We start from the raw sequence: 24,502 nt of genomic DNA on the forward strand, positions 1-24,502 counted from the left end.
AAGCGGATGACCTTGGAGCCAAGCCCGCGAATCCGCCCATCACCGGTTGAAAAGTTGCCGCAGCACGTCGTTCATTGGCTGACTGTCCTGCTGCGCGACCGGCGGGTCCTCCAGGGCCGGAGCCGCGGGCGAGGCCTGCGGCGCCGGCGTAGAGGGCGTTGCCGGCAGGCTGCGGCTGCGGCCACTGCCTGGCGCGGCGCCGGTGCTGCTTCCCGCGCCATTGGACAGCCCCTGCTGAATCAAATTGCCGATCGCCTCGCCCAAGGGTCCGCCGAGCAGATTGTTCTGGCCCGGCTGCTGGGCTTGCGGATTGGCATTTCCGGCCGCATTGCCGCCGGGTGCGGTGGCTCCGCCGAGACCGAGGCTGCCCAGGATGTTGCCGAGCCCGGCGCCATCAGGGCCGAACAGGCCCTTGCCCATCTCGCGCAGCTTGGCATAGGCGGCATCCGGATTGTCCAGCATGCCGGCCACGTCGGGGTAGATCTTGGGCTGCGACCAGCTGCCCTGGATCATCACGGGAATGCCGAAGCCGACCGGCTCATTGGCGCGGCCCTGGCCTTCGGTCGTCATCACCAGCTTGGGCTCGACGCGAAAACCCATCATCTTGGTGTCGAGCGCGATGGTGCCGGCACCGGTCACGCGCACCAGCGGTCCGATCAGGTTGAGATCGGTCGTCACCGCCTGGCCCTTGTCGATGCGGAAGGAGGCGGAGAGCTGCGACAAATCCGTGCTCTGCTCCTGGCCGGCATTCTGGTTGTCCTGCCAGCCGGACAGCGTGCCCGACGTCAGCGAGCGGATCATCTGCGCGACGTTGATGCCGCGGATGGCGCCGTCCTGGAAATTGACGAAGGCCGTGCCCTGCATGTTCGCCATCAGTGCGCGCTGGCTGGTGCCGGCGCTGCGAAGAGCGAGCTTGGCCTGCAGCTTGCCGTCGATGCGGTCGAATTCGGCAAGGCCCTGCAGCAGCGGCAGTGCGCGCACGCCGACGAGATCGGAATGCATGGCAAAGCTCGGCGCGCCGCTGGTCGCATCCAGGATCACCTCGCCCGAGACCTGGCCGCCATAGGCCCCGAGATTGGCGGTGCCGGCCTTCAGCACGCCGCCGGCGAGCTTTGCATCGAGCGCCAGCGGCGCGATGCGGGCATCGCCGATCACGGCCTCGCTTGCGGAGATCCGCACTTGCGCATCGACATAATTGAGCCCGGACACGTCGATCGGCGCATTGCTCCAGGGCTGCCCGGCCGTGCCCTCCGGCGATTTCGCCAGCGGAATCGCGAGCCGCTGGAAGTCGAGGTCGAGCTTGACCAGCGGCTTGCTCGCGATGTCGACGGAAGCCCAGCCGTTGAAGGCGCCGTCGCCGAGCCGGCCATTCACGCCGTTGATCATCACGACATCGCCGTTCATTCGCATCTCGGCGTGACCGGTGAGCTGAGACTTCAGCACATCGGGCATGTCGATGGCGAAATCCACCGGGATCGTCGGCCGGTCGGCCGGCGGCGCCGGCGTGGTCGCCTTGATGTCGAACTTGGTCGGGTGGTCGCCGACGCGCGCGGTGCCGGTGATGCCGACCTTGCGGTCGCGGCCGATGGTGGCGTCGGCGTTGATGGCGCTGATGCGGCCCTCGACACGATCGCGCACGCGCGCGAATGCGACTTCGCCGTCGGTGACCTTGACGCGGTCGATGGATGCGCCGCCGACATCGAGCGCGAGCGGTTTCGACGAGCCTGCCGCATTCGGCAGGCGTTCACGCAGCAGCGGCTGGTAGAGCACGGGATGGGTGACGATCAGCTCGCTGATCTGAGGGCGGCCCGACCATACGCTGGAGAGCGACATGTCGGCCTGCACGCTGTCGACCGTCAGGCGCGTGATGCCGCTGCGATCTCGGGGATCGGCAAGCGAGAGGTCGTTCAGGGTGACGTTCAGCGTCGGCCACAGGCTGATTTTGGTGGTGCCGTCGATCGACAGCCGATAGCCGGTCGCGCTCTCGACGCGCGAGGCGATCGTCGAGGTCAGGAAGCCCGAGGGGATTCCGACCACCAGCAGGAGTGCGATCACGATGATGACGGCGGCCAGTGCCGCGCCGGCGAATTTTACTGCTCTCATCTCGACTTTCCACTGACGGACGATCGGCGTCGAATCCCGCCGACTATCCATCCTTCGCGGCCGAGTTTATCCCCGGACGGGAAGCGGCTCCAAGCGCGTAAAAATAGTCAGGGGGTGCTGCAAAGTTATGTGACTTATGACACACTTCCCCGACGCGGTTTTACGCGATCCTGATCGTGATGGTTTCAAGCGATTTGCCAAGACGACTGAAAATACGTCTGACAAGACAACTGACCAGGACTTCACAAGGACATTGAAATGAGCAAGCAGGCCGAATTTGCGGTCATCCTGAAGATGAACGCAATGTTCGCGGATCTCGGTACAGACGAGCTCCAGCGGTTGTCCAATCTCTGTCACACCCAGCATCTGGGGAACGGCGAGGTGCTGTTCCAGAAGGGCGATGCCGGCGACGCGCTGTTCGGCGTGCGCCGCGGCCAGGTCCGCATCGAGACCGGCGCTTCCGACGGCAGCCGGCTGACGCTCAATTTCATGGGCCCGGGCGACCTGTTCGGCGAGGTCGCGGTGCTGGACGGCCAGAATCGCACCGCCGATGCGACCGCGGGCGAGGCCAGCGAATTGTTCGTGCTGCGGCGCGAAGACTTCCTCGCCTTCCTCGAGCGCGAGCCGAAGGTCGCGATCAAGATCATCGCATTGCTGTGCCAGCGCATCCGCTGGCAGAGTGAGCGTATGGAGGAATCCATGCTGCAGCCGCTGCCGGTGCGCCTCGCGCGGCGGCTTTGCGCACTCGCCGCCGATTTCGGTTCCGAGGTGCACATCTCGCAGGAACAGCTCGGCGTCTTCGTCGGCGCCGCCCGCGAGAGCGTCAACCGCCAGCTGCAGGCCTGGCGCAAGGAAGCGATTTTGGATCTCCAGCGCGGGCGCATCCTGCTCAGGAACATGACCAAGCTGACGGCGATCGCGCGGAACGAGTAGCAGCTAGGCTGCCTCCGGCACATAGTGCAAGAGCAGCAGCTCGGATCGCAAACAGGGCGCAACGGCGTAGGGCCGCCCATCGTCGTCGCTGAATTCGACAAGTACTGTCTCGTCGTCGAACTCTTCGACGATCGTGCCAACGTTTCCCCTCGCCAACCGGTGCTCAGGCAGGTTTGCGAGCAATGCGACGACGTCCAGCGCTCGCGGTGCCCGATCTTCCTTCTTGTTCGTTGCGCTCATCATAGCACCCAACAGGTGACAAACGTCGGCCGGTCGTCGCCGACCCGTATGATCCGGCTCCAGCCGCTCGAACCCTACTCCGCCGCGGGGTGGATGATATTCTTCGGCGCTGGCCCTGCTTCCGCCGGTGCGGCGTCGTGATGACCACCCGTCTCGGCATCCTCACTGTGCACGATCAGCCGCTTGGCGAAGCGCCAGATCAGGGCGCCGAGATCGTCCATCACCATGAACATCGCGGGCACGAACACCAGCGACAGGATGGTCGAGAAGATCAGGCCGCCGATCACCGCGAGCGCCATCGGCGAGCGGAACTCGCCGCCGGCACCGACCGCGAGCGCGCTCGGCATCATGCCCGCGGCCATCGCGATCGTGGTCATCACGATCGGGCGGGCGCGCTTCATGCCGGCGTCGATCATCGCCTCTTCGCGCGGCTTGCCGGCGTGAATGGCTTCGATCGCGAACTCCACCAGCATGATCGCGTTCTTGGTGACGATGCCCATCAGCATCAGAATGCCGATCCACACCGGCGTGGTCAGCTGCTTGCCGGTGATGAGCAGGGCCGCGATGGCGCCGCCGATCGAGAGCGGCAGCGAGAACAGGATGGTGATCGGCTGCAGGAAGGTGCCGAACAGCAGCACCAGCACGGCGTAGACCATCATCAGGCCCGCCGTGATCGCGGTGGCGAAGCCGTCGGACAGCTCGTTGAGGCTTTCAGCGTCGCCGGAGGGAGAGACCTTCACGCCCTTCGGCCGGCTCTTCATTACCGGCAGGTCGTAGATCTTCTTGGTGGCGTCGCCGAGCGCGGCCGAACCGACGAGGTCGGCGGCGACGGTCGCCTGCCGCTCGCGATCGTAGCGGTTGATGCTGGTCGGACCCTGGTCGAGCTTGACGTCGGCGATGACCGAGAGCGGCACGCCGCCCTTCTCGCCGTGCTCGCCGAGCGGCACGCGCAACTGCTCCAGCGTCTTCAGATTGCCGCGCGCGGCATCCTCGAGCTGCACGCGGATCGGCACCAGGCGGTCGCCGACGTCGAATTTGGCGAGCGCGGGTCCGACGTCGCCGATGGTGGCGACGCGGATGGTCTGCGACAGGCTTTCGGTCGAGACCCCGAGCCGCGCGGCGAGATCGGCGCGCGGTTCGACGCGCAGCTCCGGCCGCTCCAGCGTGGTTTCCGAGATCACGTTGGAGATGGTGGAAATCCGCTTCATCTGCGTCGCGAGCTCGCTCGCGAAATTGTTGACGATGTTGGCGTCGACACCGGTCACGACCAGCGAGATGGCGCGCAGGCCGTTCTCGTCGAGGAACCAGAAGCGGATGTCGGGAATGTTCTCCAATTCCTGGCTGATCGAGAATTCGAGCTCGCGCTGGGTGATGTCGCGGGCATCCTTGGGCGTGTAATTGATGATCAGCGCGGCGCGCCGGACTTCCTGGGTGCCCGGCGGAACGCGTCCGCCGTCGACGAAGATGCTCTTCACCTCGGGCCGTTTGCGCAGGCGCGCGACGATGTCCTCGGTGACCTTCTCGGTATAGGCGAGCTGGGTGCCCGGCGGCAGCTCGAGGGCAAGCAGCGAGCGCGAACTGTCCTGCGCCGGCAGAAAACCCTGCGGCAACAGCGTAATGCTCCAGATCGAGGCGGCGAAGACGCCGAAGCCGACCAGCACCGTGATGAAATAGTGTTTTACCGACCAGGCCACGATCCTGTGATAGGACCGCAGCACGCGGCCGGGCGGCGGTTCTTCGTGAGTGCCGGGCTTGAGGAAGTAGGCGGCGAGCACCGGCGTGACGAAGCGCGCCGCGAGCAGGGAGAAGAACACCTGCACCGAGACGGTGATGCCGAACTGCTTGAAGAACTGTCCGGCGATACCCGACATGAAGCTCGCCGGTGCGAAGATCGCGATGATGGTGAGCGAGATCGCGATCACCGCGAGGCCGATCTCGTCGGCGGCCTCGAGGGCGGCACGATAGGGCGACTTGCCCATGTTCATGTGCCTGACGATGTTCTCGATCTCGACGATGGCGTCGTCGACCAGAATACCCGTCGACAGCGTAATGGCGAGGAAGCTGACGAGGTTCAGCGAGAAGCCGAGCAGGTCCATCGCCCAGAACGCCGGGAAGATCGACAACGGCAGCGAGATCGCGGCGATGATGGTGGCGCGCAGGTCGCGCAGGAACAAGAGCACGATGACGACGGCGAGGATGGCGCCTTCGAACAGGGTCGAGATCGCCGCGTGGTAATTGCCGTTGGTATATTCGACCGAGGTGTCGATCACCTTCAGGTCGACGTCGGGATAGGCGGCCTTGAGTACGTCGATGCGCTTCTGCACGGCCTCGGCCACCTTGACGTCGCTGGCGCCCTTGGAGCGCTTGATGCCGAGCGCGACGATCGGCTCGCCGTTGAAGCGGGCGAAGGTGCGGCGGTCTGCGATGGTGTCGGTGACGGTGCCGAGATCGTCGAGCCGGACCTCGCCGCCGCCGAACAGCGGGATCATGGTGCCGGCAAGATCGCTCAGCGTCTTTGCGCCGGCGAGCGTGCGGATCGCCTGGTCGTTCTTGCCGATCTCGGCGCGGCCGCCGGCGACGTCGACATTGGTGCCGCGCAGGCTCTGGCTGACATTGACCGCGGTCAGCCCCATCGCCTGCAGGCGGTCGGGATCGAGCGAGACCAGAATTTCGCGCTCGACACCGCCGATGCGCTCGACCTGGGCGACGCCGCGCACGCCTTGCAGCGCGCGCTTGACCACGTCGTCGACGAAGTAGGAGAGCTGCTCGGGCGTCTTGCCGGGCGAGATCGCGGCGTAGGTGACGATCGGCAGGCCGATGACGTCGACGCGCTGGATCAGCGGCTCGGTGACATTCTGCGGCAGGTTCGACCGTACGCGCGTCACCGCGTCCTTCACGTCGTTGAGCGCGCGGTCGGTGTTGGTTTCAAGCGCGAACTGGATGGTGGTCACCGACAGGCCGTCGGTGATCTGCGAGGTGATGTGCCGCACGCCCTCGACGCCGGAGACCGCGTCTTCGACCGTCTTGGTCACCTGGGATTCGAGCTCGGCGGGCGCCGCGCCGAATTGCGACACCGCGACCGAGATCACGGGAATGTCGGCCGAAGGCAGCCGCGTCACCGCGAGCTTGGTGAAAGACACCCAGCCGAGGATCAGAAGGATGATCGAGAAGACGACCGACGGCAGCGGATTCCGGATCGACCAAGCCGAGATATTGAGAGCCATCAGCGTACCCGCGTGCGATCGAGTTCATCGGCGAACATGGTCTTGATCTGGTCGCCGTCATGGAGCGAAGAGCCGGCGTCGGCCACGACGATTTCGCCGACGTCGAGGCCTTCCAGAATTTCCGTCGCGTTGTCGGACGAGAGCCCGACCCGCACCTTGCGCGTCTCGATCGTGTTGCCCTTGACGACCTGAATGGTGAGATGGTCGATCGCGGTCTTGGGGATCGAGACGCCGCAGCTTCGCTTGGCGTCGATCGAGGCGCGGGCGAATACGCCGACCTTCAGCGACGGATTGTTGGTGACGCTGATGCGGACGCGGCCGAGCTGCGTGGCGCGGTCGATTTCGGGCGCAACCAGCCGGACCCGGCCGATCAAATCGGGCGCGTCGTCGCGGCTGATCCGTACGGTGGCGCCGGAGCTGAGCTTGGGCATGTGCACCGCCGGGACCTGAGCATCGAGCTCGATCTCGTTGTTGACGGCGATGCGGAACATCGGGCCGGCCTGCGGGGATGCGGGCGCGCCGACGATGGTGCGGACCTCGGTGATGAGGCCCGGCGCAGGCGCCTTCAGCGAGATCGGGCCTTGCGGACCGGGTCGCTGCGGCTGACCCGGGATCTGCGGCGGCGCGGTCAGGCGCACCAGCTCCTGGTTGTCGGCAACGACGGTGCCTTCGGTGACGAAGAGATCGGTGACCTTGGATCCTTCCTGGTCGGCGACGACCACGGCCTCGCGGCGCGGCACGAAGAAGCCGGTCACCCGCACGAGGTCGGAGAAGCAGGCATTGGTCGACTTCGTCACGATGACGAGCGCCTCGCTCTGCGTCTCCTTCGGCTCGGGGCGCTTCCGATGCTCGAACAGGTAATAGCCGACGCCGAGCGCGACGACGAACACCACGGTTCCGGCAGGCTTGAGATATTTGGAGAGATTCATCGCCGGATCATCCTGGCCTGGCTCACGGCCGTCCGCGCGAGGCCCATGAAAAGCGTTTCCCTGAAACAAAGCGGCGTCCCGCAAGGCTGCGGGACGCGCTCTGGAAGCGAGACTTTACACCACATCACGACTTGTCACTTCAAAGGATTACGTCGTGCTCACTTCGATGCGGTGGTCTTGTTTTCCATGTTGACGACTTGGACGCGGCGGTTGACCTCCGCCATCGGCTGGCTCGGGTTCTTCAGCTTGCTCTTGCCGTAGCCGACGGTGACGAGGTCGGTCGCGGAGATGCTGTACTTCTCGACGAGGTAGCGCTTGATCGAATCTGCGCGGCGTTCCGACAGGTCCTGGTTGTAGGTTTCGCCGCCGGCGGCGTCGGTATGACCGGCCACCACGAAGGTGGAGCCCTTCAGGTCGGGACTGGTCAGCGCGCGACCGAGCGCCTGCACGGATGGCATCGACTTGGCGCTGATATTGGCGGAGTTGTAGTCGAAGGTGATTTCGAGATCGATGTTCGGCTTGTCCTTGGCGACTGACGCGATTTCCTCGCGCTCGGTCGAGGACAGCGAGCGCGTCGAGCGGCCGCGCACCGACTGGATCAGCTTGCTCTCGGCGGCGTTCGGCGCGGGATCGGCCTGCGGGGCGATCGAGAGGCCGCGGGTCAGGGGCTTCTTCTGCGCCGGCGCCAATGCGCGGACGATGTCGTCCTCAGTGACGTTCTTGCTGTTGCCGTCATCGCCGGCGAAGGCCGGCGAGGCCGGCAGCGACAGCGCGGCACCAAGAGTAATGCCAAGAGCGATGATCGACAGGATCGAGGTAAGTCCCTTTGCAGCCGATTTCATAGCCAGTCCCTCCTGCGCAGTCAGCTCGCGCGGTTCCAAAATTCCTGCCAAAATTCCTGCAATGAGCCCCCCGGGGAAGGCCGCCTGCGGCATCCGTTCGTTAGTCTTCCCTGGGCCCCCAGGGGTTCGAGCCGCCGCCTGCCTCAATTCAAAAAAATACTAGCGCACTCCGTAGCTTGCGAATTCCTGAACGATGTTCGGATCCATCGCCTTGGCATTGGCGATATCGAGCGCGCCTTCCTGGGCTGAGCCATTGCGTTGCTTGGCGAGGCCGCGTCCGTAGAGCGAGGAGGTCAGGCGCGGGTTGATCCTGAGGGCCGCATCGAAATCGGCGATGGCATTCTTGACCGCGCCGGATTTGAGGTTGACGAGCCCGCGGCTGTCCAGCGCATCGACGAAGTTCGGCCGCAGCCGCAACGCCTCGTTGCAATCCTTCAGCGCGCCCTGGAGGTCGCCGACCACGGTGCGGGTCCAGCAGCGGTTGTTCAGCGCCTCGACATCCTTGGTATTGATCCGGAGCGTGTCGTCAAAATCCTTGATGGCGAGGTTGTAGGCGCCCTTGCTGGCATAGACCTGGCCACGCCGGTACAGCGCATTCACATCGTCCGGATTGGCGGCGATCTTGGAGGTCAGGCTCTTGATCGTGGGATCGTCGGCCAGCGCGGCAGCGCTCGGCCCGCTGTCCGTGCTCGGCGCCGGAGCGGGATCGATCGGTTTTACCGGCGGTGGCGGCGGGGGCAGGGCGGCCTCGACCTGCGGCTTCGGTGTGGGGGCTGGTGCGGGCGCTGGCGCCGGCGGCGACGCAGGCGCGGGCGCCGCCGCGGTGTCGGCCGGCTTCGGCGGCGGAGGTGGTGTCGGCGGCGCGGGCGGCGCCGGCGGCGGGTTGTTGGCGACGACCGGCGGCGGCGCGGGAGGCGCGGGCGGCGTCGCCGGTGCCGGGCGCGGTCCGCCGGCTCCCGGGCTGAACGAGAAATCTTCGGCCAATGAAGAGGATATCCACGGCACCTGCTCGCCGCGCGAAGCGCGGGTGACGCCCATCTTGGTCCGGTTCAGTGTCTCCTCGGCCATCAGGTCGGGGACCCGGATTTCCTTCAGGAGCTCCTGGACGAACAGGCTGTGCTCGCCGCCGGCGTCGGAGACCACCGAGGCCAGCGCCGCCGAATACATCACCAGCGTGCCGTTCGGCGCGATGACCGGGGTCAGGCCAGCCGAGAAGCTGCGGAACCGGCGCTCGAACGGATTGCGCCGGGAGGCGTCGATCAGCGCGATCTTGACGCCGGCGCCGCGGGTGTTGAGCTCGCCGAGGACGGTCTCAAGGCTGAAACCGTCGCGGCGTACGTCGGATTCGGTCCAGATCTGCGCATCGATCGGCAGCATGTAGCTCTGGCGCGCCGATTGGATGCCGAAGCCGCTGAAGAATACCAGCGCCACCGATCCCGGCTTGATCTTGCCGTAGAGCTTGTCGAAGGCGCGGCGCATGCCGTCGCCGGTCAGATTCTCGCCGATCTCGACCGAAAAGCCATCGCGCTTGAGCTCGTCGGCGACGTCGCGGGCATCGTTGATCGGTTCCTTCAGCGGGGCATCCGCATCCGGATATTTGGCGTTGCCGATGACCAGCGCAAAACGGTCACCGGCCGCAAGCGATGGGGCAGTCGGGACGAGCGAGATGAGCAAGGGCAGAAGAAGAAAGAAGCGAATTTTCATAATCAGCGCGGTCCAGCCAAAAAGGCGCCGTTACCAGCTTGCGCCGCGGCGACCTTAACTTACGCTTCTTGCATTATCAAACCGGGGACGGGAGGCGTCAACCGCTTGGAGATTCGGCGTTATCGCGACGATTGACCGCAACGCCTGGGCGCGCCGCTGGGGGAATAAACAGTCTGTCATGTTTGTGCTCGACCTGATCCGGCTCGATCTTACCGGCAGCACGTTAGGGCCTCCATGGCGACCAAAATGTGATTGGTCTCACATTGAAGGCCTGCCCCGTCGCGCGCCGCGGGGCGTTTGACCTTTGCAGCGGACAATGGCTTGGTGCGCAGGATCGTCCCGGAAGGTCCACTCAGAAAAGCAAAGCAAAAAGCAGGAATCATGGGAAACGCCTACGAAATCTACGCCCTGCGCTATGCGACGATGTCGCCGCGCACCCCCAGCATGAACTTCCTTCAGCCCGATCCGCATGACAGCGCGGCGCAGGACCTCGACTATTTCGTCTGGCTGATCCGCGGGGGTGGCCGCGACATCCTGGTCGACACCGGCTTCAATGCCGAGGAGGCGAGCGCACGGGCGCGCAAGCTGACGCTCAATCCGGTCGATGCGCTGGAGCGCTTTGGCGTCAAGGCATCGAGCATTCGCGACGTCATCGTGACGCATCTGCATTACGATCATGCCGGCAATCTCGATCGCTTCCAGAATGCGCGCTTCCATCTCCAGGAGCGCGAGATGGCTTATGCGACCGGCCGCTGCATGTGCAACGGCCTGCTGCGACATCCGTTCTCGGTCGAGCACGTCACGCAGATGGTGCGACATGTGTACGGCGAACGCGTCACTTTCTATTCGGGCGACGGCGAGGTCGCGCCCGGCGTCACCGTGCACCGTGTCGGCGGCCATTCCGACGGCTTGCAGGTGGTCAGGGTCGAAACTGCGCGCGGGCCGGTGGTGCTGGCGTCCGATGCCGCGCACTACTACGCCAATCTGCAGCGCAAGAGCCCGTTCCCGATCGTCTACAATGTCGGCGACATGGCGGTCGGTTGGGAGACGATCGAGCGCCTCGCCGGCCATCCTGACAGGTTCATCCCCGGCCACGATCCGATCGTGACCGAGATCTATCCGCGTGCCAGCGACAAGGTCGATGCCTGGGCGCTGCATCTCGCGCCGTCGCGGTCGTTTGCGAAGTGACACCGAAGCCGTCATTCCGGGATGCGCCGAAGGCGCAGGCCCGGAATCCATCGCGCCACCGGCGATGTGGATGAATGGATTCCGGGCTCGCGCTACGCGCGCCCCGGAATGACAGAACAAGCTAATACGCCTGCTTGGCGTCGGCCTCTTTGCTGGTCTGGATCAGATCGAGACTCTCCTCGATCTTGCCGAGCAGCGCCGAGAGCTGCTTGCGCTCCTGCGCGGAGAGGCAGGCGAGGATCTCGTCCTCCCGTCGCAGCAATTGCGGGAACAGCTCCTCGTAGAGCGCGCGGCCCTTCTTCGTCAGTTGCAGGCGGAATTCGCGGCGGTCGGCTTCGTTCTCGACCCGCTCGATCATGTTCTCGCTGAGCAGCGCGGTCACCGCGCGGCTGATGGTGGATTTGTGCGTACGGGTGCATTGCGCAATGTACTGCGCGCTACAGGCATCGTTGCGGAACCCGAGCGTGGCGATCACGCGCCAGGCCGGAATGTCGAGACCATGCCGTTCCTGATATTCGACCGAGAGCGCGGAACTGACCTCCGCTGCGAGCCGGTTGAGACGGAACGGCACGAACTTGAACAGGTCGAGCCGTGCCTTTGGCCGCACGGAGGCCTCATCGGCTTGCCGTGCCTTCAGTGCGATATCGCTGGATGTCCTCGCCAAGGAGCGCGCTCCGAATTCCAGTTGACGGCCGGCCGGCTCCGGTCCAAAATAGTTGCACGTGAGACTATCTAGCAGATCAGTGCTCTCCTGACCATAGCCGAGGTTCGAGTATGGCGCAGGCCAAGCCACTTCAGGTCAAGCCACTTCAGGCCAAAGCCCAATTCGGCTATCGCCGTCACCCCGATCAGGATCGTCCCGGTCAGAATCCGGCCGAGCATCCGGTCGTGGTTGTCGGCGCCGGCCCGGTCGGGCTGTCGCTCGCGATCGATCTTGCCCAGCGCGGTCAGCGCGTCGTCCTTCTGGATGACGCCGACCGCATCGGCGAGGGCTCCCGCGCGATCTGCTTCTCGAAGCGGTCGCTGGAATATTGGGACCGGCTCGGCGTCGGCGACCGTATGGTCGCCAAGGGCGTGGTGTGGAGCGTCGGCCGGATCTTCCACGGGGACTCCCTGCTCTACCAGTTCAACCTCCTGCCCGAGGACGGCCACAAGCGGCCCGCCTTCATCAATCTCCAGCAATATTACGCCGAAGCCTATCTGGTCGATCGTATCAGCGATCTGCCCGAGATCGACCTGCGCTGGCGCAACAAGGTGACGGCGCTGGAGCAGCGCAACGACGGCGTGGCGCTGACGATCGAGACGCCGGAGGGTGCCTATCGCCTGCACGCGCAATATGTGATCGCCTGCGACGGCGCGCGCTCCTCGCTGCGGCAGATGGTCGGCGCGGAGTTCGCGGGACAGGTGTTCGAGGACCAGTTCCTGATCGCCGACGTCAAGATGACCGCGGAATTCCCGACCGAGCGCTGGTTCTGGTTCGATCCGCCGTTCCATGCCGGCCGCTCCGCGCTGCTGCATCGGCAGCCCGACGACGTCTGGCGCATCGATCTTCAGCTCAATCGCTACGCCGATCCCGTGGTCGAGAGGAAGCCCGAGAATGTGCGGCCGCGGATCGCGCGTATGCTCGGCCACGACAAGTTCGAGTTCGAGTGGATCTCGCTCTACAAATTCCAGTGCCGGCGGATGGACCGTTTCATCCATGGCCGGGTGATTTTCGCCGGCGATTCCGCGCATCAGGTTTCGCCGTTCGGTGCCCGCGGCGCCAATTCCGGGCTCGAGGACGCCGAAAATCTCTCCTGGAAGCTCGACCGCGTGCTGCGCGGCACCTCGCCCGCAAGCCTGCTCGAGAGCTATCATGCCGAGCGCAGCATGGCGGCCGACGAGAACATCCGCGAGTCGACGCGCTCGACCGATTTCATGGCGCCGAATTCGCATCAGGAAGCTCGGCTGCGCAAGGCGGTGTTGTCGCTCGCCAAGGAAACCGAGTTCGGCAAGCGCATGGTCAATGGCGGCCGGCTCTCGGTGCCTTGCAGCTACGATTCCCCGCTGTCATCGCCGGATGCAGATGCCTGGGGCGGCGGACCGTCTCCCGGCTGCTCCATGCTCGATGCGCCGGTTGCCGAGCAGGCCTATCTGACGGACGCCTTCCGCAAGGGTGGAACGGACTTCACCCTGCTGTCGTTCAGCAATGGCACGGCGATCGATGTGCCCGATGGCGTCAAGGATGTTCGCATCGGCGGCGAGGGCGGACTTGCCGATCCCTCGGGCCTCGTCGCAAAGCGCTATGACGCCGCGCCGGGCGCTGCCTATCTGCTCCGGCCCGATGGCTATGTCGCCGCGCGCTTTCGCCATCCGACGCGCGCGGCGATCGCGGCGGCGTTGTCGCAGGCCCAAGGTCTCAATTGAGGTTTCGCATGCCACTTTCCACCAGCTCCAACTTTGCGCGGCCGGACGATGCCTTTCGCGCCATCGTCGAGGCGCATCGCGGGCTCACGGAGGAGCAGAGCGCCGATTTCGATGCGGCGCTGGTGCTGATCCTCGCCAACCATATCGGCGAGATCGATGTGCTGCGTGAGGCGATCGAGCTTGCCAGACGTCGCATGATCGACGGTCAGCAGCAGCAACAGCAACAGCAATAACCCAAAAGACTCAAAGGACGAATTGATGGCGAAGAACTTCGCATCCACCGGCGATCTCGCCGAGAAGACAATCACCTTCTCCGAGATCGGCACCGATCTCTATGCCTTCACCGCCGAGGGCGATCCGAACACGGCCGTGATCGTCGGCGACGACGGCTGCCTGGTGTTCGACGCGCAGGCGACGCCGGCGATGGCGAACAAGGTGATCGAGCGCGTCAAGACTGTCACCGACAAGCCGATCAAATATGTCGTGCTGTCGCACTATCACGCCGTGCGCGTGCTCGGCGCCTCCGCCTACAAGGCGCAAGGCATCGTTGCCTCGCAGGAGACCTATCGTCTGATCGAGGAGCGCGGCAAGCAGGATTGGGATTCCGAATACGGCCGCTTCCCGCGGCTGTTCCAGGATGCGCAAAGCATCCCCGGCCTGACCTGGCCGACGCTGACCTTCGAAGGCGAGATGTCCATTTTTCTCGGCAAGCGTGAGGTGCGACTGATGCAGCTCGGGGCCGGCCACACCTCAGGCGACATCGTCGCCTGGGTGCCCGATGCCGAAGTGATGTTCTCCGGCGATCTGATCGAATATCACTCGGCCTGCTATTGCGGCGATGCGCATCTGCGCGAGTGGCCGATGACGCTGAATGAGATTCGCAACTTCGATCCCAAGGCGATCGCGCCGGGCCGCGGCGATGCGCTGAAGGGTACGGCCACGGTGCGCGAGGCGATTGCGATGACGCGCGACTTCGTCACCTCGCTCTATGGCGCGGCCGAAATCTCGGTGGCGAAGGGGCGCACGCTGAAGGAATCGATGGCGGCGACGCGCGAAGTGATGGACCCGAAATTCCACAGTTTCGCGATCTACGAGCACTGCCTGCCGTTCAACGTGTCGCGCGCTTATGACGAGGCGTCGGGAATCGACGATCCCGTGATCTGGACCGACAAGCGCGACCAGGACATGTGGGCGGCCCTGCAAGGAGGAGGATAGTCATGAACATCAACACCTCGCCCGATCAGATCGTCCGCAGCTCGGCGCAGGTCACCCCGGGCTACATGTCCGGCTTCGGCAACAGTTTTGAGACCGAGGCGCTGCCGGGCGCGTTGCCGATCGGGCGCAACTCGCCGCAGCGCTGCGCCTACGGGCTCTACGCCGAGCAGCTCTCCGGCTCGCCCTTCACCGCGCCGCGCGGCACCAATGAGCGTTCCTGGCTCTATCGCATCCGCCCCTCGGTGAAGCATTCCGGCCGCTTCGAGAAGGCCGATGCCGGACTGTGGCGTTCGGCGCCATGCCATGAGTACGATCTGCCGATCGCGCAGATGCGCTGGGACCCGACGCCGCTCCCGAAGGATGAGGTCACCTTCGTTCAGGGCGTGCAGACCATGACGACGGCGGGTGACGTCAACACGCAGGCCGGCATGGCCGCGCATGTCTACCTCATCACCAAATCGATGGTGGATCAGCATTTCTACAATGCCGACGGCGAGCTGATGTTCGTGCTGCAGCAGGGCAATCTTCGCCTCGTCACCGAGTTCGGCCGCATCGACGCCGAGCCCGGCGAGATCGTGTTGATCCCGCGCGGCGTCAAGTTCCGTGTCGAGATTCCCAACGGACCGGCACGCGGCTATCTCTGCGAGAATTACGGCGGTGCCTTCACGCTGCCGGAGCGCGGGCCGATCGGCGCCAACTGCCTCGCCAACGCGCGCGATTTCCTGACGCCGGTGGCGCATTACGAGGATAAGGACACGCCGACCGAGCTGTTCGTGAAATGGGGCGGCTCGCTGTTCAAGACGACCTTGCCGCATTCGCCGATCGACGTCGTCGCCTGGCACGGCAACTACGCGCCCTACAAATACGATTTGCGCACCTTCTCTCCCGTAGGTGCGATCGGCTTCGATCATCCCGATCCCTCGATCTTCACGGTTCTGACCTCGCCGTCGGAGACCACGGGCACCGCGAATATCGACTTCGTCATCTTCCCCGAGCGCTGGATGGTCGCCGACAACACCTTCCGGCCGCCCTGGTATCACATGAACATCATGAGCGAGTTCATGGGCCTGATCTACGGCGTCTACGATGCCAAGCCGCAAGGCTTCGTCCCCGGCGGCATGAGCCTGCACAATTGCATGCTGCCGCACGGCCCCGATCGTGACGCCTTCGAGCATGCCAGCAACGGCGAATTGAAGCCGGTGAAGCTGACGGGCACCATGGCCTTCATGTTCGAGACCCGCTACCCGCAGCGCGTCACCGCGCATGCCGCGAACGCGTCCACGCTGCAGGACGATTACGCGGATTGCTGGAAGGGCCTGGAGAAGCGGTTCGATCCGAGCAAACCGTAGTCCTTTCGTCATTGCGGGATGCGCCGAAGGCGCAGGCCCGGAATCCATAACCACGATCGTGAGTATGGATTCTCAGATGCGCAATTGCGCATCTTAGCTCGCGCTCCGCGCGCCCCGGAATGACAGCGGAAAAACCGTCAACAACTCCGGCAGGAAACCCATGCCCCATCCCAACGACCCCAGCCTCCGCTCCTTCATCGAGATTGATCCTTCCTCCGACTTCCCGATTCAGAACCTGCCCTATGGCGTGTTCTCGACCGCGGCCAATCCGACGCCGCGCGTCGGCGTTGCGATCGGCGATTACGTGCTCGATCTCTGGGAGCTCGAGCAGGATTGCCGGCTCGAGGTCGGCCCGCTCGGCGTATTCTCCGGGGCCTCGCTCAATCCGTTCATGACGCTGGGTCCGAAGGTCTGGACGAAGACGCGGGCACGGATCAGCGAGCTTTTGCGCGCGGATCATCCGGAGCTGCGCGACAACGAGGAGCTGCGCAAGCGCGCGCTGGTGCCGATGCGCGATGCGAGATTGCATCTGCCCTTCACCGTCTCCGGCTACACCGATTTTTACTCGTCCAAGGAGCACGCCACCAATGTCGGCGTGATGTTCCGCGGCAAGGACAATGCGCTGCAGCCGAACTGGCTGCATATGCCGATCGCCTATAACGGCCGCGCCTCCACGGTCGTGGTCTCCGGCACCCAGGTGAAACGGCCGCGCGGGCAGCTGAAGCCGCCGAATGTGGAGGTGCCGAGCTTCGGGCCATGCAAGCGGCTCGATTTCGAGCTGGAGATGGGTGTTGTCGTCGGCCAGCCCTCGCCGATGGGTGGCATGCTGACGGAGAGCCAGGCCGAGGAGATGATCTTCGGCTTCGTGCTGCTCAACGACTGGAGCGCGCGCGACATCCAGCAATGGGAATACGTGCCGCTCGGCCCGTTCCTCGCCAAAGCGTTCGCGACCTCGATCAGCCCATGGGTGGTGACGCGCGAGGCGCTGGAGCCGTTCCGCCTGAAGGGACCGGAGCAGCAGCCGGTGCCGCTCGACTATCTCAAGCAGGGCAAGCCGCAGAATTACGATGTCGACCTCGACGTCTCCTTGCGCGCCGCCGGCGCCAACGCGCCCGCCGGCATCAGCCGCACCAATTTCAAGTACATGTACTGGTCCTCGGTGCAGCAGCTGATGCACCACGCTTCCTCCGGCTGCGCCATGAATGTCGGCGATCTCCTCGGCAGTGGCACCATCTCCGGTCCAGAAAAGAACCAGCGCGGCAGCTTGCTCGAGATCAGCTGGAACGGCACCGAGCCGGTCGAACTCCCCGGCGGCGCCAGGCGCTCGTTCCTGGAGGATGGCGATAGCCTCGTCATGCGCGGGTGGTGCCAGGGCAGCGGCTATCGTGTGGGCTTCGGCGAGGTCGAGGGGACGATTTTGGCGGCGGAGTAGCCGCGCGCTCCTGTCTTGTAGGGTGGGTTAGCGTCAGCGTAACCCACCTCTTCAGTGTCCGCGGTCGCAGACGTGGTGGGTTACGCTGCGCTAACCCACCCTACGCATCAACGCCGTGGAGAGACCTACCGCCTCTCCGGCGGCACGTCGCGCACCCGCGCGCAATGCGCCGCGACGTCCTCGACGCTGTACTTCAGATGCACCCGCTTGTCCGACGGCGCCTGTTTGCTCGTGCAGACGCCCGCGCGCCATTCCTGCGTCGGCCTGATCGGGCGCGGCGCAAAGCCGCCGCCGCAGTTCGGGCAGACGTTGGACAGCTTGGTCTCGACGCAGTCCACGCAGAACGTGCATTCATAGGAGCAGATCCGCGCGTTCGTCGCATCGGGCGGCAGATCGCAATCGCAATATTCGCAGTTCGGTCGAAGCTGGAGGGCCATGGCTGAATCTCCGGATTGGCAGGGATCATCGCAGACCGCGCGTGGAGCGCGAATGACGTAGTTCCCTCGATTTCAGCCGCTCTTGATCTCCTTGAGCGGCAATCGCGAGCTCTCCTTCAGCCTGTCCAGCACGATCGAGGAGCGCACATGCGCCACGCTCTGATGCGGCATCAAGACGTCGTTGACGAGGTTGGATAGGCCCTTGAGATCGCGCAGCACGGCCTTGAGCACGTAGTCGGCGTCACCGGTGAGCGAATAGGCCTCCTGGATCTCGTCGATCCGGTTCACCAGCGCGCGGAAGCGCTTGGAATTGTCCGGCGAGTGGGTCGCAAGCCCGACCTGGATGAAGGCGATCACGCCGAAGCCGAGCGCCTCGCTGGAGAGATCAGCGTGATAGCCCGCGATCACCTTCTCCTCCTCCAGCCGCATCCGCCGCCGCGAGCATTGCGAGGCCGAAAGTCCCGCGAGGTCGGCGAGCTCCTGGTTGGTGAGGCGGCCGTCGTCCTGGAGCGCGCCCAGGATCTTGAGGTCGAAGGCGTCAACCGGAATCATGCGTGTTTTATCCATTCCATGCACAGATCATGCATAGGATAGCCAAATGCCGTCCCGTTTGCACGCTTCTTGCGCGTCTCATGAAGGATAATTCCTTCCCAGCAGCCATTTGGGAGAGCACCATGGGTCCGTTTCCGCACGATGCACCGCCGGCCACGATCACCGCCGACAATCCGATGGGCACCGACGGGTTCGAGTTCGTCGAATATGCGCATCCCAATCCGGAAGAGCTGCACGCGCTGTTCAAGCTGATGGGCTATGCGCCCGTCGCGCGCCACAAGACCAAGACAATCACGGTCTACCGCCAGGGCGACATCAACTATCTCGTCAACGAGGAGCCCGGCACGCATGGCTACGAGTTCGTCGCCGCGCACGGCCCGTGTGCGCCGTCGATGGCGTTCCGCGTCGTCGATGCGAAGGCGGCCTATGACCGCGCGATTTCGCTCGGTGCGGAGCCTGCCGATGTGTCATCCGCGCAGAAGACGCTCGATGTGCCCGCGATCAAGGGCATCGGCGGCAGCCTGCTTTATCTCGTCGATCGCTATGGTGCCACGGGCTCGGCCTATGATGCCGACTACGAATGGCTCGGCGCGCGAGATCCCAAGCCTGCCGGCGCCGGCCTGTTCTATCTCGACCATCTCACCCACAACGTCCATCGCGGCCGCATGGATGTCTGGGCCGGCTTCTACGAAAAGCTGTTCAGCTTTCGCCAGATCCGCTTCTTCGACATCGAGGGCCGCGCTTCCGGCCTGTTCTCGCGCGCACTGACCAGCCCGGACGGCAAGATCCGGATTCCGATCAATGAGGACGCCGGCGATTCCGGACAGATCGAGGAATATCTGAAAACCTATCGCGGCGAGGGCATCCAGCACATCGCCTGCGGCTGCCGCGACATCTACCGCACCATCGAAGGCCTGCGCGACGCCGGCCTGCCCTTCATGCCGTCGCCGCCCGAGACTTATTTCGAGAAGGTCGACACGCGCCTGCCTGAGCATGGCGAGGATCTCGCGCGGCTCCGGAAGAACGGCATCCTGATCGACGGCGAAGGCGTGGTCGAGGGCGGCCAGACCAAGGTGCTGCTCCAGATCTTCTCGGCCAACGCGATCGGCCCGATCTTCTTCGAGTTCATCCAGCGCAAGGGCGACGACGGATTCGGCGAGGGCAATTTCAAGGCCCTGTTCGAATCGATCGAGGAGGATCAGATCCGGCGTGGGGTGTTGAAGGTGGATGCGGCGGCGTAAGCGTTGCGCGTGAGACGCGACCTGCCGCCACATCATCGGTGTCGTCCCGGACAAGCGTAAGCGCAGATCCGGGATCCATACCCCCAGGGTCGCGTTGTAGAGCGAGCCGCCAACCCCGAGTCTTCGCCAAACACAATCCTGTGGTTATGGATCCCGGATCTGCGCGCGCTTATGGCGCGCTTGCCCGGGACGACGGCGGAGATTGACGCGACAGCAGAGAGTCTAACGCCCCGCCCACGCCTTCGTCACCGCCCCGATCTCCGCTCCCTCCGGCTCGCGCACCGTCGAGGGCGTGCGCGAGAATCTTGGCGCGGGTGCCGGCTGCTTCACGCCGTGGCGCTCGATGAAGACCTCGCGCGCGACCATGTGCGGATGCTTTGTCGCTTCCGACATGGTCAGCACCGGCGCGAAGCAGATGTCGGTGCCTTCCATGATCTTGCACCAGTCCTCGCGCGTCTTGCTCTTGAACACGGCCTTGAGCTTCTCCTTCAGCGCCGGCCAGGCCTTGGGGTTCATCTGCGCGTCGAAATCGGCATCGGCGAGGCCCGCATGCTCGCGCAGCAGCGCGTAGAACTGCGGCTCGATCGAGCCGATCGAAACGAAATGGCCGCAGGCGCATTCATAGACGCCGTAGAAATGCGCGCCGCCGTCGAGGAAGTTCTGGTTGCGCCCCTCGGTCCAGCGTCCCATCGTCGTCATGTCGAAGAAGAACGACATCAGTGATGCCGCCCCGTCGCACATCGCGGCATCGACCACCTGGCCCTTGCCGGACCGCTGCGCTTCCAGCAGCGCTGCAAGCACGCCGACGACGAGATAGAGCGCGCCGCCGCCGAAATCGCCGACGAGATTGAGCGGCGGCACCGGTGCTTCCTTCGTGCCGATGGCGGCGAGCGCACCGGTGATGGAGATGTAATTGATGTCGTGGCCAGCCGCGTTGGCGAGCGGGCCTTCCTGGCCCCAACCGGTCATGCGGCCATAGACCAGTTTGGGGTTGCGCGCGAGCACGACGTCCGGCCCGAGGCCGAGCCGTTCCATCACGCCGGGACGAAAACCCTCGACCAGCGCATCGGCGCTGGCCAAGAGGTCGAGCACCTCTGCGATCGCGGCCTTGTCCTTGAGGTCGAGCTCGATCACCTTGCGGCCGCGCCCTGCCACCGACTTCATGCTCTTCTTCGCGCCGACCCGGTCGAGCGTGACGACGTCGGCGCCCATGTCGGCCAGCATCATGCAGGCGAACGGACCGGGTCCGATGCCGGCGAATTCGACGATGCGGAAGCCCGAGAGCGGGCCGGAGCTGCGGACGGTCGAGGTGGGCGCTGATTTGTCGAGCACGTTGTTGTTTCCTCGGGTCGCGGGCGAATGCCGGTGGTTCGGCAATCGCCGCTGACATTCTTCTTTGGAGCGAGTTAATCGGCTGATTAACTTTTCCCGCCTTCATGCCAGCGAGGCAAGCGCTTTTGATGCCGCATGGTCAAAATAAAACGGCGCGCACCGAAGTGCGCGCCGCGGAAAATTTGTGTCGAGACGCTGGCGACGAGATCAGCCCGCAGCAGCCACCGCGCGCTGTGCCATCACCTTGACGAGGTTGGCGCGGTATTCGGCCGTGCCGTGGATATCGGCCAGCAATCCGTTCGCCGAAATGCTGACGCCGTCGATCGCCGCCGGCGACCAGTTCGCTTTCAGCGCGGCCTCGATCGCGGGCACCCGCATCACACCACTCTGTGAGGCGCCGGTCGCGGCGACCCGAACCTCGCCCGATTTGGTCTGCGCGACGAACACGCCAGTCAGCGCAAAGCGCGAGGCCGGATGCCGCATCTTCTCGTAGCCTGCCTTTGCCGGCACCGGGAACGACACGGCGGTGATGATCTCGCCGTCTTCGAGTGCCGTGGTGAACAGGCCCTGGAAGAAGTCCTCGGCCGAGATCGACCGCTTGTTGGTCTTCACGGTGGCGCCAAGGGCCAACAAAGCGGCCGGGAAATCCGCGGCCGGATCGTTGTTGGCGATCGAACCGCCGATCGTGCCGCGGTAACGCACGGCGGGGTCGCCGAGCACCGAGGTGAGATAGGCGATCGCGGGAATCGCCTTCTTCACATCGGCATTGGTCATGATGTCGTAATAGATCGTGGCGGCCTTGATGGTCAGCGTGTCGCCCGACAATTCGACGCCCTGCAGCTCCTTGATCTTGCCGAGGTCGATCACGTCCGAGGGGCTTGCGAGGCGCTGCTTCATCACCGGCAGCAGCGTCTGGCCGCCGGCAAGGAACTTCGACTCGCTGCCCTTGGCGAACAGGCTGACGGCCTCGTCGACCGAGGAAGCGCGATGATAGGTGGTCTGGTACATCTTCGTTCCTCCCTCTTAAGCCGCGTGGATCGTGCGCCACACCCGGTCGGGGGTTGCGGGCATTTCCAAGTTGTTCTTGCCGATCGCATCCGTGATCGCGTTGATCACGGCTGCAGAGGCGCCGATCGCGCCGGCCTCACCGCAACCCTTGATGCCGAGCGGATTGCCCGGGCACAGCGTCGTGGTGTGGGAGAGGTTGAAGGAGGGTACGTCGTCGGCGCGCGGCATGGCGTAGTCCATGAACGAGGCCGTGACCGGCTGGCCGTTGGCATCGTAGATCGCATGCTCGAGCAGCGCCTGTCCGATGCCTTGAACAAGGCCGCCATGGACCTGGCCCTCGACGATCATCGGATTGATCAGCCGGCCGAAATCATCGGCCGCGACGAAGTTGACGAAGGAGGTCTTGCCGGTGCCGGAATCGACCTCGAGCTCGCAGATATAGGTGCCGGCCGGGAAGGTGAAGTTGGTGGGGTCGTAGAAGGCGCTTTCCTTCAGGCCCGGCTCCATCCCGTCAGGCAGATTGTGCGCGGTATAGGCCGCGAGCGCGACCATCGGCAGGGCAATCGCCTTGTCGGTGCCGGTCACCTTGAACTCGCCGTTCTCGATGACGATGTCGGCTTCGGAAGCTTCCAGCGCGTGCGCCGCAATCTTCTTGGCCTTCGATTCCATCTTCTCCATCGCCTTCAGGATCGCGGTGAGGCCGACGGCCGCCGAGCGCGAGCCGTAGGTGCCCATGCCGAACTGCACCTTGTCGGTGTCGCCATGGACGATCGAGACCTGGCTGATGGGAACGCCGAGGCGCTCCGCGACGAGCTGGCAGAACGTGGTCTCGTGACCCTGGCCGTGGCTGTGCGAGCCCGTCAGGATCTCGATGGTGCCGACCGGGTTGACGCGCACCTCGGCCGATTCCCACAGACCGACGCCGGCGCCCAGGCTGCCGACCGCCTTCGACGGCGCGATGCCGCAGGCCTCGATGTAGCAGGACACGCCGATGCCGCGCAGCTTGCCGTCGGCTTTCGCCTTGGCCTTGCGGGCGGGGAAGCCGGCATAGTCGATCGCCTTCATGGCAGCGTCGAGCGAGGCGTTAAAGTCGCCGGTGTCATAGGCCATGATCACGGGCGTCTGGTGCGGGAACTGGGTGATGAAGTTGCTCCGCCGCAGCTGGGCCGGATCGACCTTGAGCTGCCGCGCCGCCGTCTCCATCAGCCGTTCGATCAGATAGCTCGCCTCGGGGCGGCCCGCGCCGCGATAGGCGTCGACCGGCGTGGTGTTGGTGTAGACCCCGATCACCTCGGCGTGGATCGCCGGGATGTTGTACTGGCCCGACAGCAGCGTCGCGTAGAGATAGGTCGGCACCGACGACGAGAACAGCGACATGTAGGCGCCGAAATTGGCGTAGGTCTTCACCTTGAGGCCGGTGATCTTGTTGCTGGCGTCGAACGCCAGCTCGGCATGGGTGACGTGGTCACGGCCATGCGCGTCGGTGAGGAAGGCCTCGGTGCGGTCGCCGGTCCATTTCACGGGACGGCCGATCTTCTTGGAGGCCCACAGTGCCACCATCTCTTCGGGATAGATGAAGATCTTGGAGCCGAAGCCGCCGCCGACGTCGGGCGCGATCACGCGCAGCTTGTGCTCCGGCGCGATGTTGTAGAAGGCCGACAGCACGAGGCGGGCGACGTGCGGGTTCTGCGAGGTCGTGTAGAGCGTGAAATGCTCCTCCGCCGCGTCGTAATCGGCGATCGCCGCGCGCGGTTCCATCGCATTCGGGGCGAGGCGGTTGTTGGTGACGTCGAGCTTCACGACGTTGGCCGCCTTGGCGAAGGCGGCATCGGTGGCACCCTCGTCGCCGATCACCCAGTCATAGACCTGGTTGCCGGGGGCCTCGGGATGAAGCTGCGGCGCGCCTGATTTGATCGCGGCGTGGACGTCGGCGACCGCGGGAAGTTCCTCGTAATCCACGACGACGGCCTCGGCCGCATCGCGCGCCAGATTCTTGCTCTCGGCAATCACGACCGCGACGGCCTGACCGACGAAGCGCACGGTCTCCGGCGCCATCGCCGGCCATGCGCCCATCTTCATCGGGCTGCCGTCCTTGGAGGTGATGGCCCAGCCGCAAATGAGGTTGCCGACCTTGTCGTCGACAATCTGCTGGCCCGTGAGCACGGCGACCACGCCCGGCATCTTCAGCGCGGCGGAGGAATCGATCCCCTTCACCTTGGCGTGCGCGTGCGGGCTGCGGATGAAGTGGGCATGGGTCATGCCCAGCAGCTTGATGTCGTCGACGTAGCGGCCCTTGCCGGTAATGAAACGCTTGTCTTCCTTGCGCACGACTCGCGCGCCGATGCCTTCTACACCCATGTCTGGTCC

General features: G+C 64.8%; 20 protein-coding genes. 8 read left to right on the forward strand and 12 right to left on the reverse strand.

Annotated elements, in window-relative coordinates:
- Window positions 1–39: 39 nt before the first annotated feature.
- On the reverse strand, window positions 40–2,103 hold the full coding sequence (locus AABA84_RS22290; RefSeq protein WP_338313131.1) for an AsmA family protein: 2,064 nt from the start codon (window positions 2,101–2,103) through the stop codon (window positions 40–42).
- 258 nt (window positions 2,104–2,361) lie between these two features.
- Here AABA84_RS22290 and AABA84_RS22295 point away from each other — a divergent pair, with 258 nt between their 5' ends.
- Window positions 2,362–3,036: a Crp/Fnr family transcriptional regulator gene (locus AABA84_RS22295; RefSeq protein WP_094897208.1), complete on the forward strand. Its 675-nt coding sequence runs from the start codon at window positions 2,362–2,364 to the stop codon at window positions 3,034–3,036.
- Between the two features lie 3 nt (window positions 3,037–3,039).
- Here AABA84_RS22295 and AABA84_RS22300 read toward each other — a convergent pair whose 3' ends face one another.
- From AABA84_RS22300 to AABA84_RS22320, 5 genes are all read right to left on the reverse strand, one after another.
- The gene (locus AABA84_RS22300; RefSeq protein ID WP_095425535.1) at window positions 3,040–3,276 is read right to left on the reverse strand and encodes a DUF4926 domain-containing protein; all 237 of its coding nucleotides are present in this window, start codon (window positions 3,274–3,276) and stop codon (window positions 3,040–3,042) included.
- A 74-nt stretch (window positions 3,277–3,350) separates the two neighbouring features.
- Complete coding sequence (locus AABA84_RS22305) at window positions 3,351–6,500, reverse strand: efflux RND transporter permease subunit (protein ID WP_338313133.1); 3,150 nt, start codon at window positions 6,498–6,500, stop codon at window positions 3,351–3,353.
- Window positions 6,500–7,429: an efflux RND transporter periplasmic adaptor subunit gene (locus tag AABA84_RS22310; protein WP_338313135.1), complete on the reverse strand. Its 930-nt coding sequence runs from the start codon at window positions 7,427–7,429 to the stop codon at window positions 6,500–6,502. The genes AABA84_RS22305 and AABA84_RS22310 overlap by 1 nt, the downstream gene beginning before the upstream one ends.
- Window positions 7,430–7,587: 158 nt before the next feature.
- Window positions 7,588–8,271, reverse strand: a complete 684-nt coding sequence (locus tag AABA84_RS22315; RefSeq protein WP_338313136.1) for an OmpA family protein — start codon at window positions 8,269–8,271, stop codon at window positions 7,588–7,590.
- 159 nt (window positions 8,272–8,430) lie between these two features.
- The gene (locus tag AABA84_RS22320; protein ID WP_338313137.1) at window positions 8,431–9,975 is read right to left on the reverse strand and encodes a caspase family protein; all 1,545 of its coding nucleotides are present in this window, start codon (window positions 9,973–9,975) and stop codon (window positions 8,431–8,433) included.
- A 381-nt stretch (window positions 9,976–10,356) separates the two neighbouring features.
- On the opposite strand from AABA84_RS22320, the gene AABA84_RS22325 reads away from it, so the two are divergent.
- The gene (locus tag AABA84_RS22325) at window positions 10,357–11,163 is read left to right on the forward strand and encodes an N-acyl homoserine lactonase family protein (RefSeq protein WP_271591184.1); all 807 of its coding nucleotides are present in this window, start codon (window positions 10,357–10,359) and stop codon (window positions 11,161–11,163) included.
- Between the two features lie 121 nt (window positions 11,164–11,284).
- On the opposite strand, the gene AABA84_RS22330 is transcribed toward AABA84_RS22325, so the two are convergent.
- On the reverse strand, window positions 11,285–11,827 hold the full coding sequence (locus AABA84_RS22330; RefSeq protein WP_338313139.1) for a MarR family winged helix-turn-helix transcriptional regulator: 543 nt from the start codon (window positions 11,825–11,827) through the stop codon (window positions 11,285–11,287).
- Window positions 11,828–11,937: 110 nt separating this feature from the next.
- On the opposite strand from AABA84_RS22330, the gene AABA84_RS22335 reads away from it, so the two are divergent.
- The 5 genes from AABA84_RS22335 (at window position 11,938) to fahA (ending at window position 17,565) form a co-directional block, all read left to right on the forward strand.
- A complete protein-coding gene (locus AABA84_RS22335) occupies window positions 11,938–13,569 on the forward strand; it encodes an FAD-dependent oxidoreductase (RefSeq protein ID WP_338313141.1) in 1,632 nt (543 codons plus the stop codon).
- A gap of 8 nt (window positions 13,570–13,577) precedes the next feature.
- Window positions 13,578–13,802, forward strand: coding sequence for a DUF2783 domain-containing protein (locus AABA84_RS22340; RefSeq protein ID WP_338313143.1), 225 nt, complete (start codon window positions 13,578–13,580; stop codon window positions 13,800–13,802).
- A gap of 25 nt (window positions 13,803–13,827) precedes the next feature.
- Entirely contained in the window at window positions 13,828–14,784 is a 957-nt protein-coding gene (locus AABA84_RS22345) for an MBL fold metallo-hydrolase (protein ID WP_338313144.1), read from the forward strand.
- Between the two features lie 2 nt (window positions 14,785–14,786).
- A complete protein-coding gene (gene hmgA, locus AABA84_RS22350) occupies window positions 14,787–16,133 on the forward strand; it encodes a homogentisate 1,2-dioxygenase (protein WP_338313145.1) in 1,347 nt (448 codons plus the stop codon).
- Between the two features lie 160 nt (window positions 16,134–16,293).
- Entirely contained in the window at window positions 16,294–17,565 is a 1,272-nt protein-coding gene (gene fahA, locus AABA84_RS22355) for a fumarylacetoacetase (protein WP_212253107.1), read from the forward strand.
- Between the two features lie 125 nt (window positions 17,566–17,690).
- Here the strand turns inward: fahA and AABA84_RS22360 are convergent, their stop codons facing one another.
- Together AABA84_RS22360 and AABA84_RS22365 are read right to left on the reverse strand one after the other, a co-directional pair.
- Entirely contained in the window at window positions 17,691–18,002 is a 312-nt protein-coding gene (locus AABA84_RS22360; protein WP_212253109.1) for a DUF1272 domain-containing protein, read from the reverse strand.
- 72 nt (window positions 18,003–18,074) lie between these two features.
- The gene (locus AABA84_RS22365; protein WP_212253110.1) at window positions 18,075–18,554 is read right to left on the reverse strand and encodes an Lrp/AsnC family transcriptional regulator; all 480 of its coding nucleotides are present in this window, start codon (window positions 18,552–18,554) and stop codon (window positions 18,075–18,077) included.
- 122 nt (window positions 18,555–18,676) lie between these two features.
- On the opposite strand from AABA84_RS22365, the gene hppD reads away from it, so the two are divergent.
- Window positions 18,677–19,795, forward strand: coding sequence for a 4-hydroxyphenylpyruvate dioxygenase (gene hppD / locus AABA84_RS22370; RefSeq protein ID WP_212253113.1), 1,119 nt, complete (start codon window positions 18,677–18,679; stop codon window positions 19,793–19,795).
- 222 nt (window positions 19,796–20,017) lie between these two features.
- Here hppD and AABA84_RS22375 read toward each other — a convergent pair whose 3' ends face one another.
- The 3 genes from AABA84_RS22375 to AABA84_RS22385 all read right to left on the reverse strand — a co-directional run bounded on the left by AABA84_RS22375 (window position 20,018) and on the right by AABA84_RS22385 (window position 24,493).
- A complete protein-coding gene (locus AABA84_RS22375) occupies window positions 20,018–21,127 on the reverse strand; it encodes a CaiB/BaiF CoA transferase family protein (protein ID WP_212253115.1) in 1,110 nt (369 codons plus the stop codon).
- 207 nt (window positions 21,128–21,334) lie between these two features.
- Window positions 21,335–22,135 (reverse strand): FAD binding domain-containing protein, encoded by an 801-nt coding sequence (locus AABA84_RS22380; RefSeq protein ID WP_212253117.1) that lies wholly within the window; start codon window positions 22,133–22,135, stop codon window positions 21,335–21,337.
- Window positions 22,136–22,150: 15 nt separating this feature from the next.
- Window positions 22,151–24,493 (reverse strand): xanthine dehydrogenase family protein molybdopterin-binding subunit, encoded by a 2,343-nt coding sequence (locus AABA84_RS22385; protein ID WP_212253118.1) that lies wholly within the window; start codon window positions 24,491–24,493, stop codon window positions 22,151–22,153.
- Window positions 24,494–24,502: the final 9 nt, after the last annotated feature.

Origin of the sequence: Bradyrhizobium sp. TM239 (genome assembly GCF_036247985.1) — a bacterium.
Classification (GTDB): domain Bacteria; phylum Pseudomonadota; class Alphaproteobacteria; order Rhizobiales; family Xanthobacteraceae; genus Bradyrhizobium; species Bradyrhizobium ottawaense.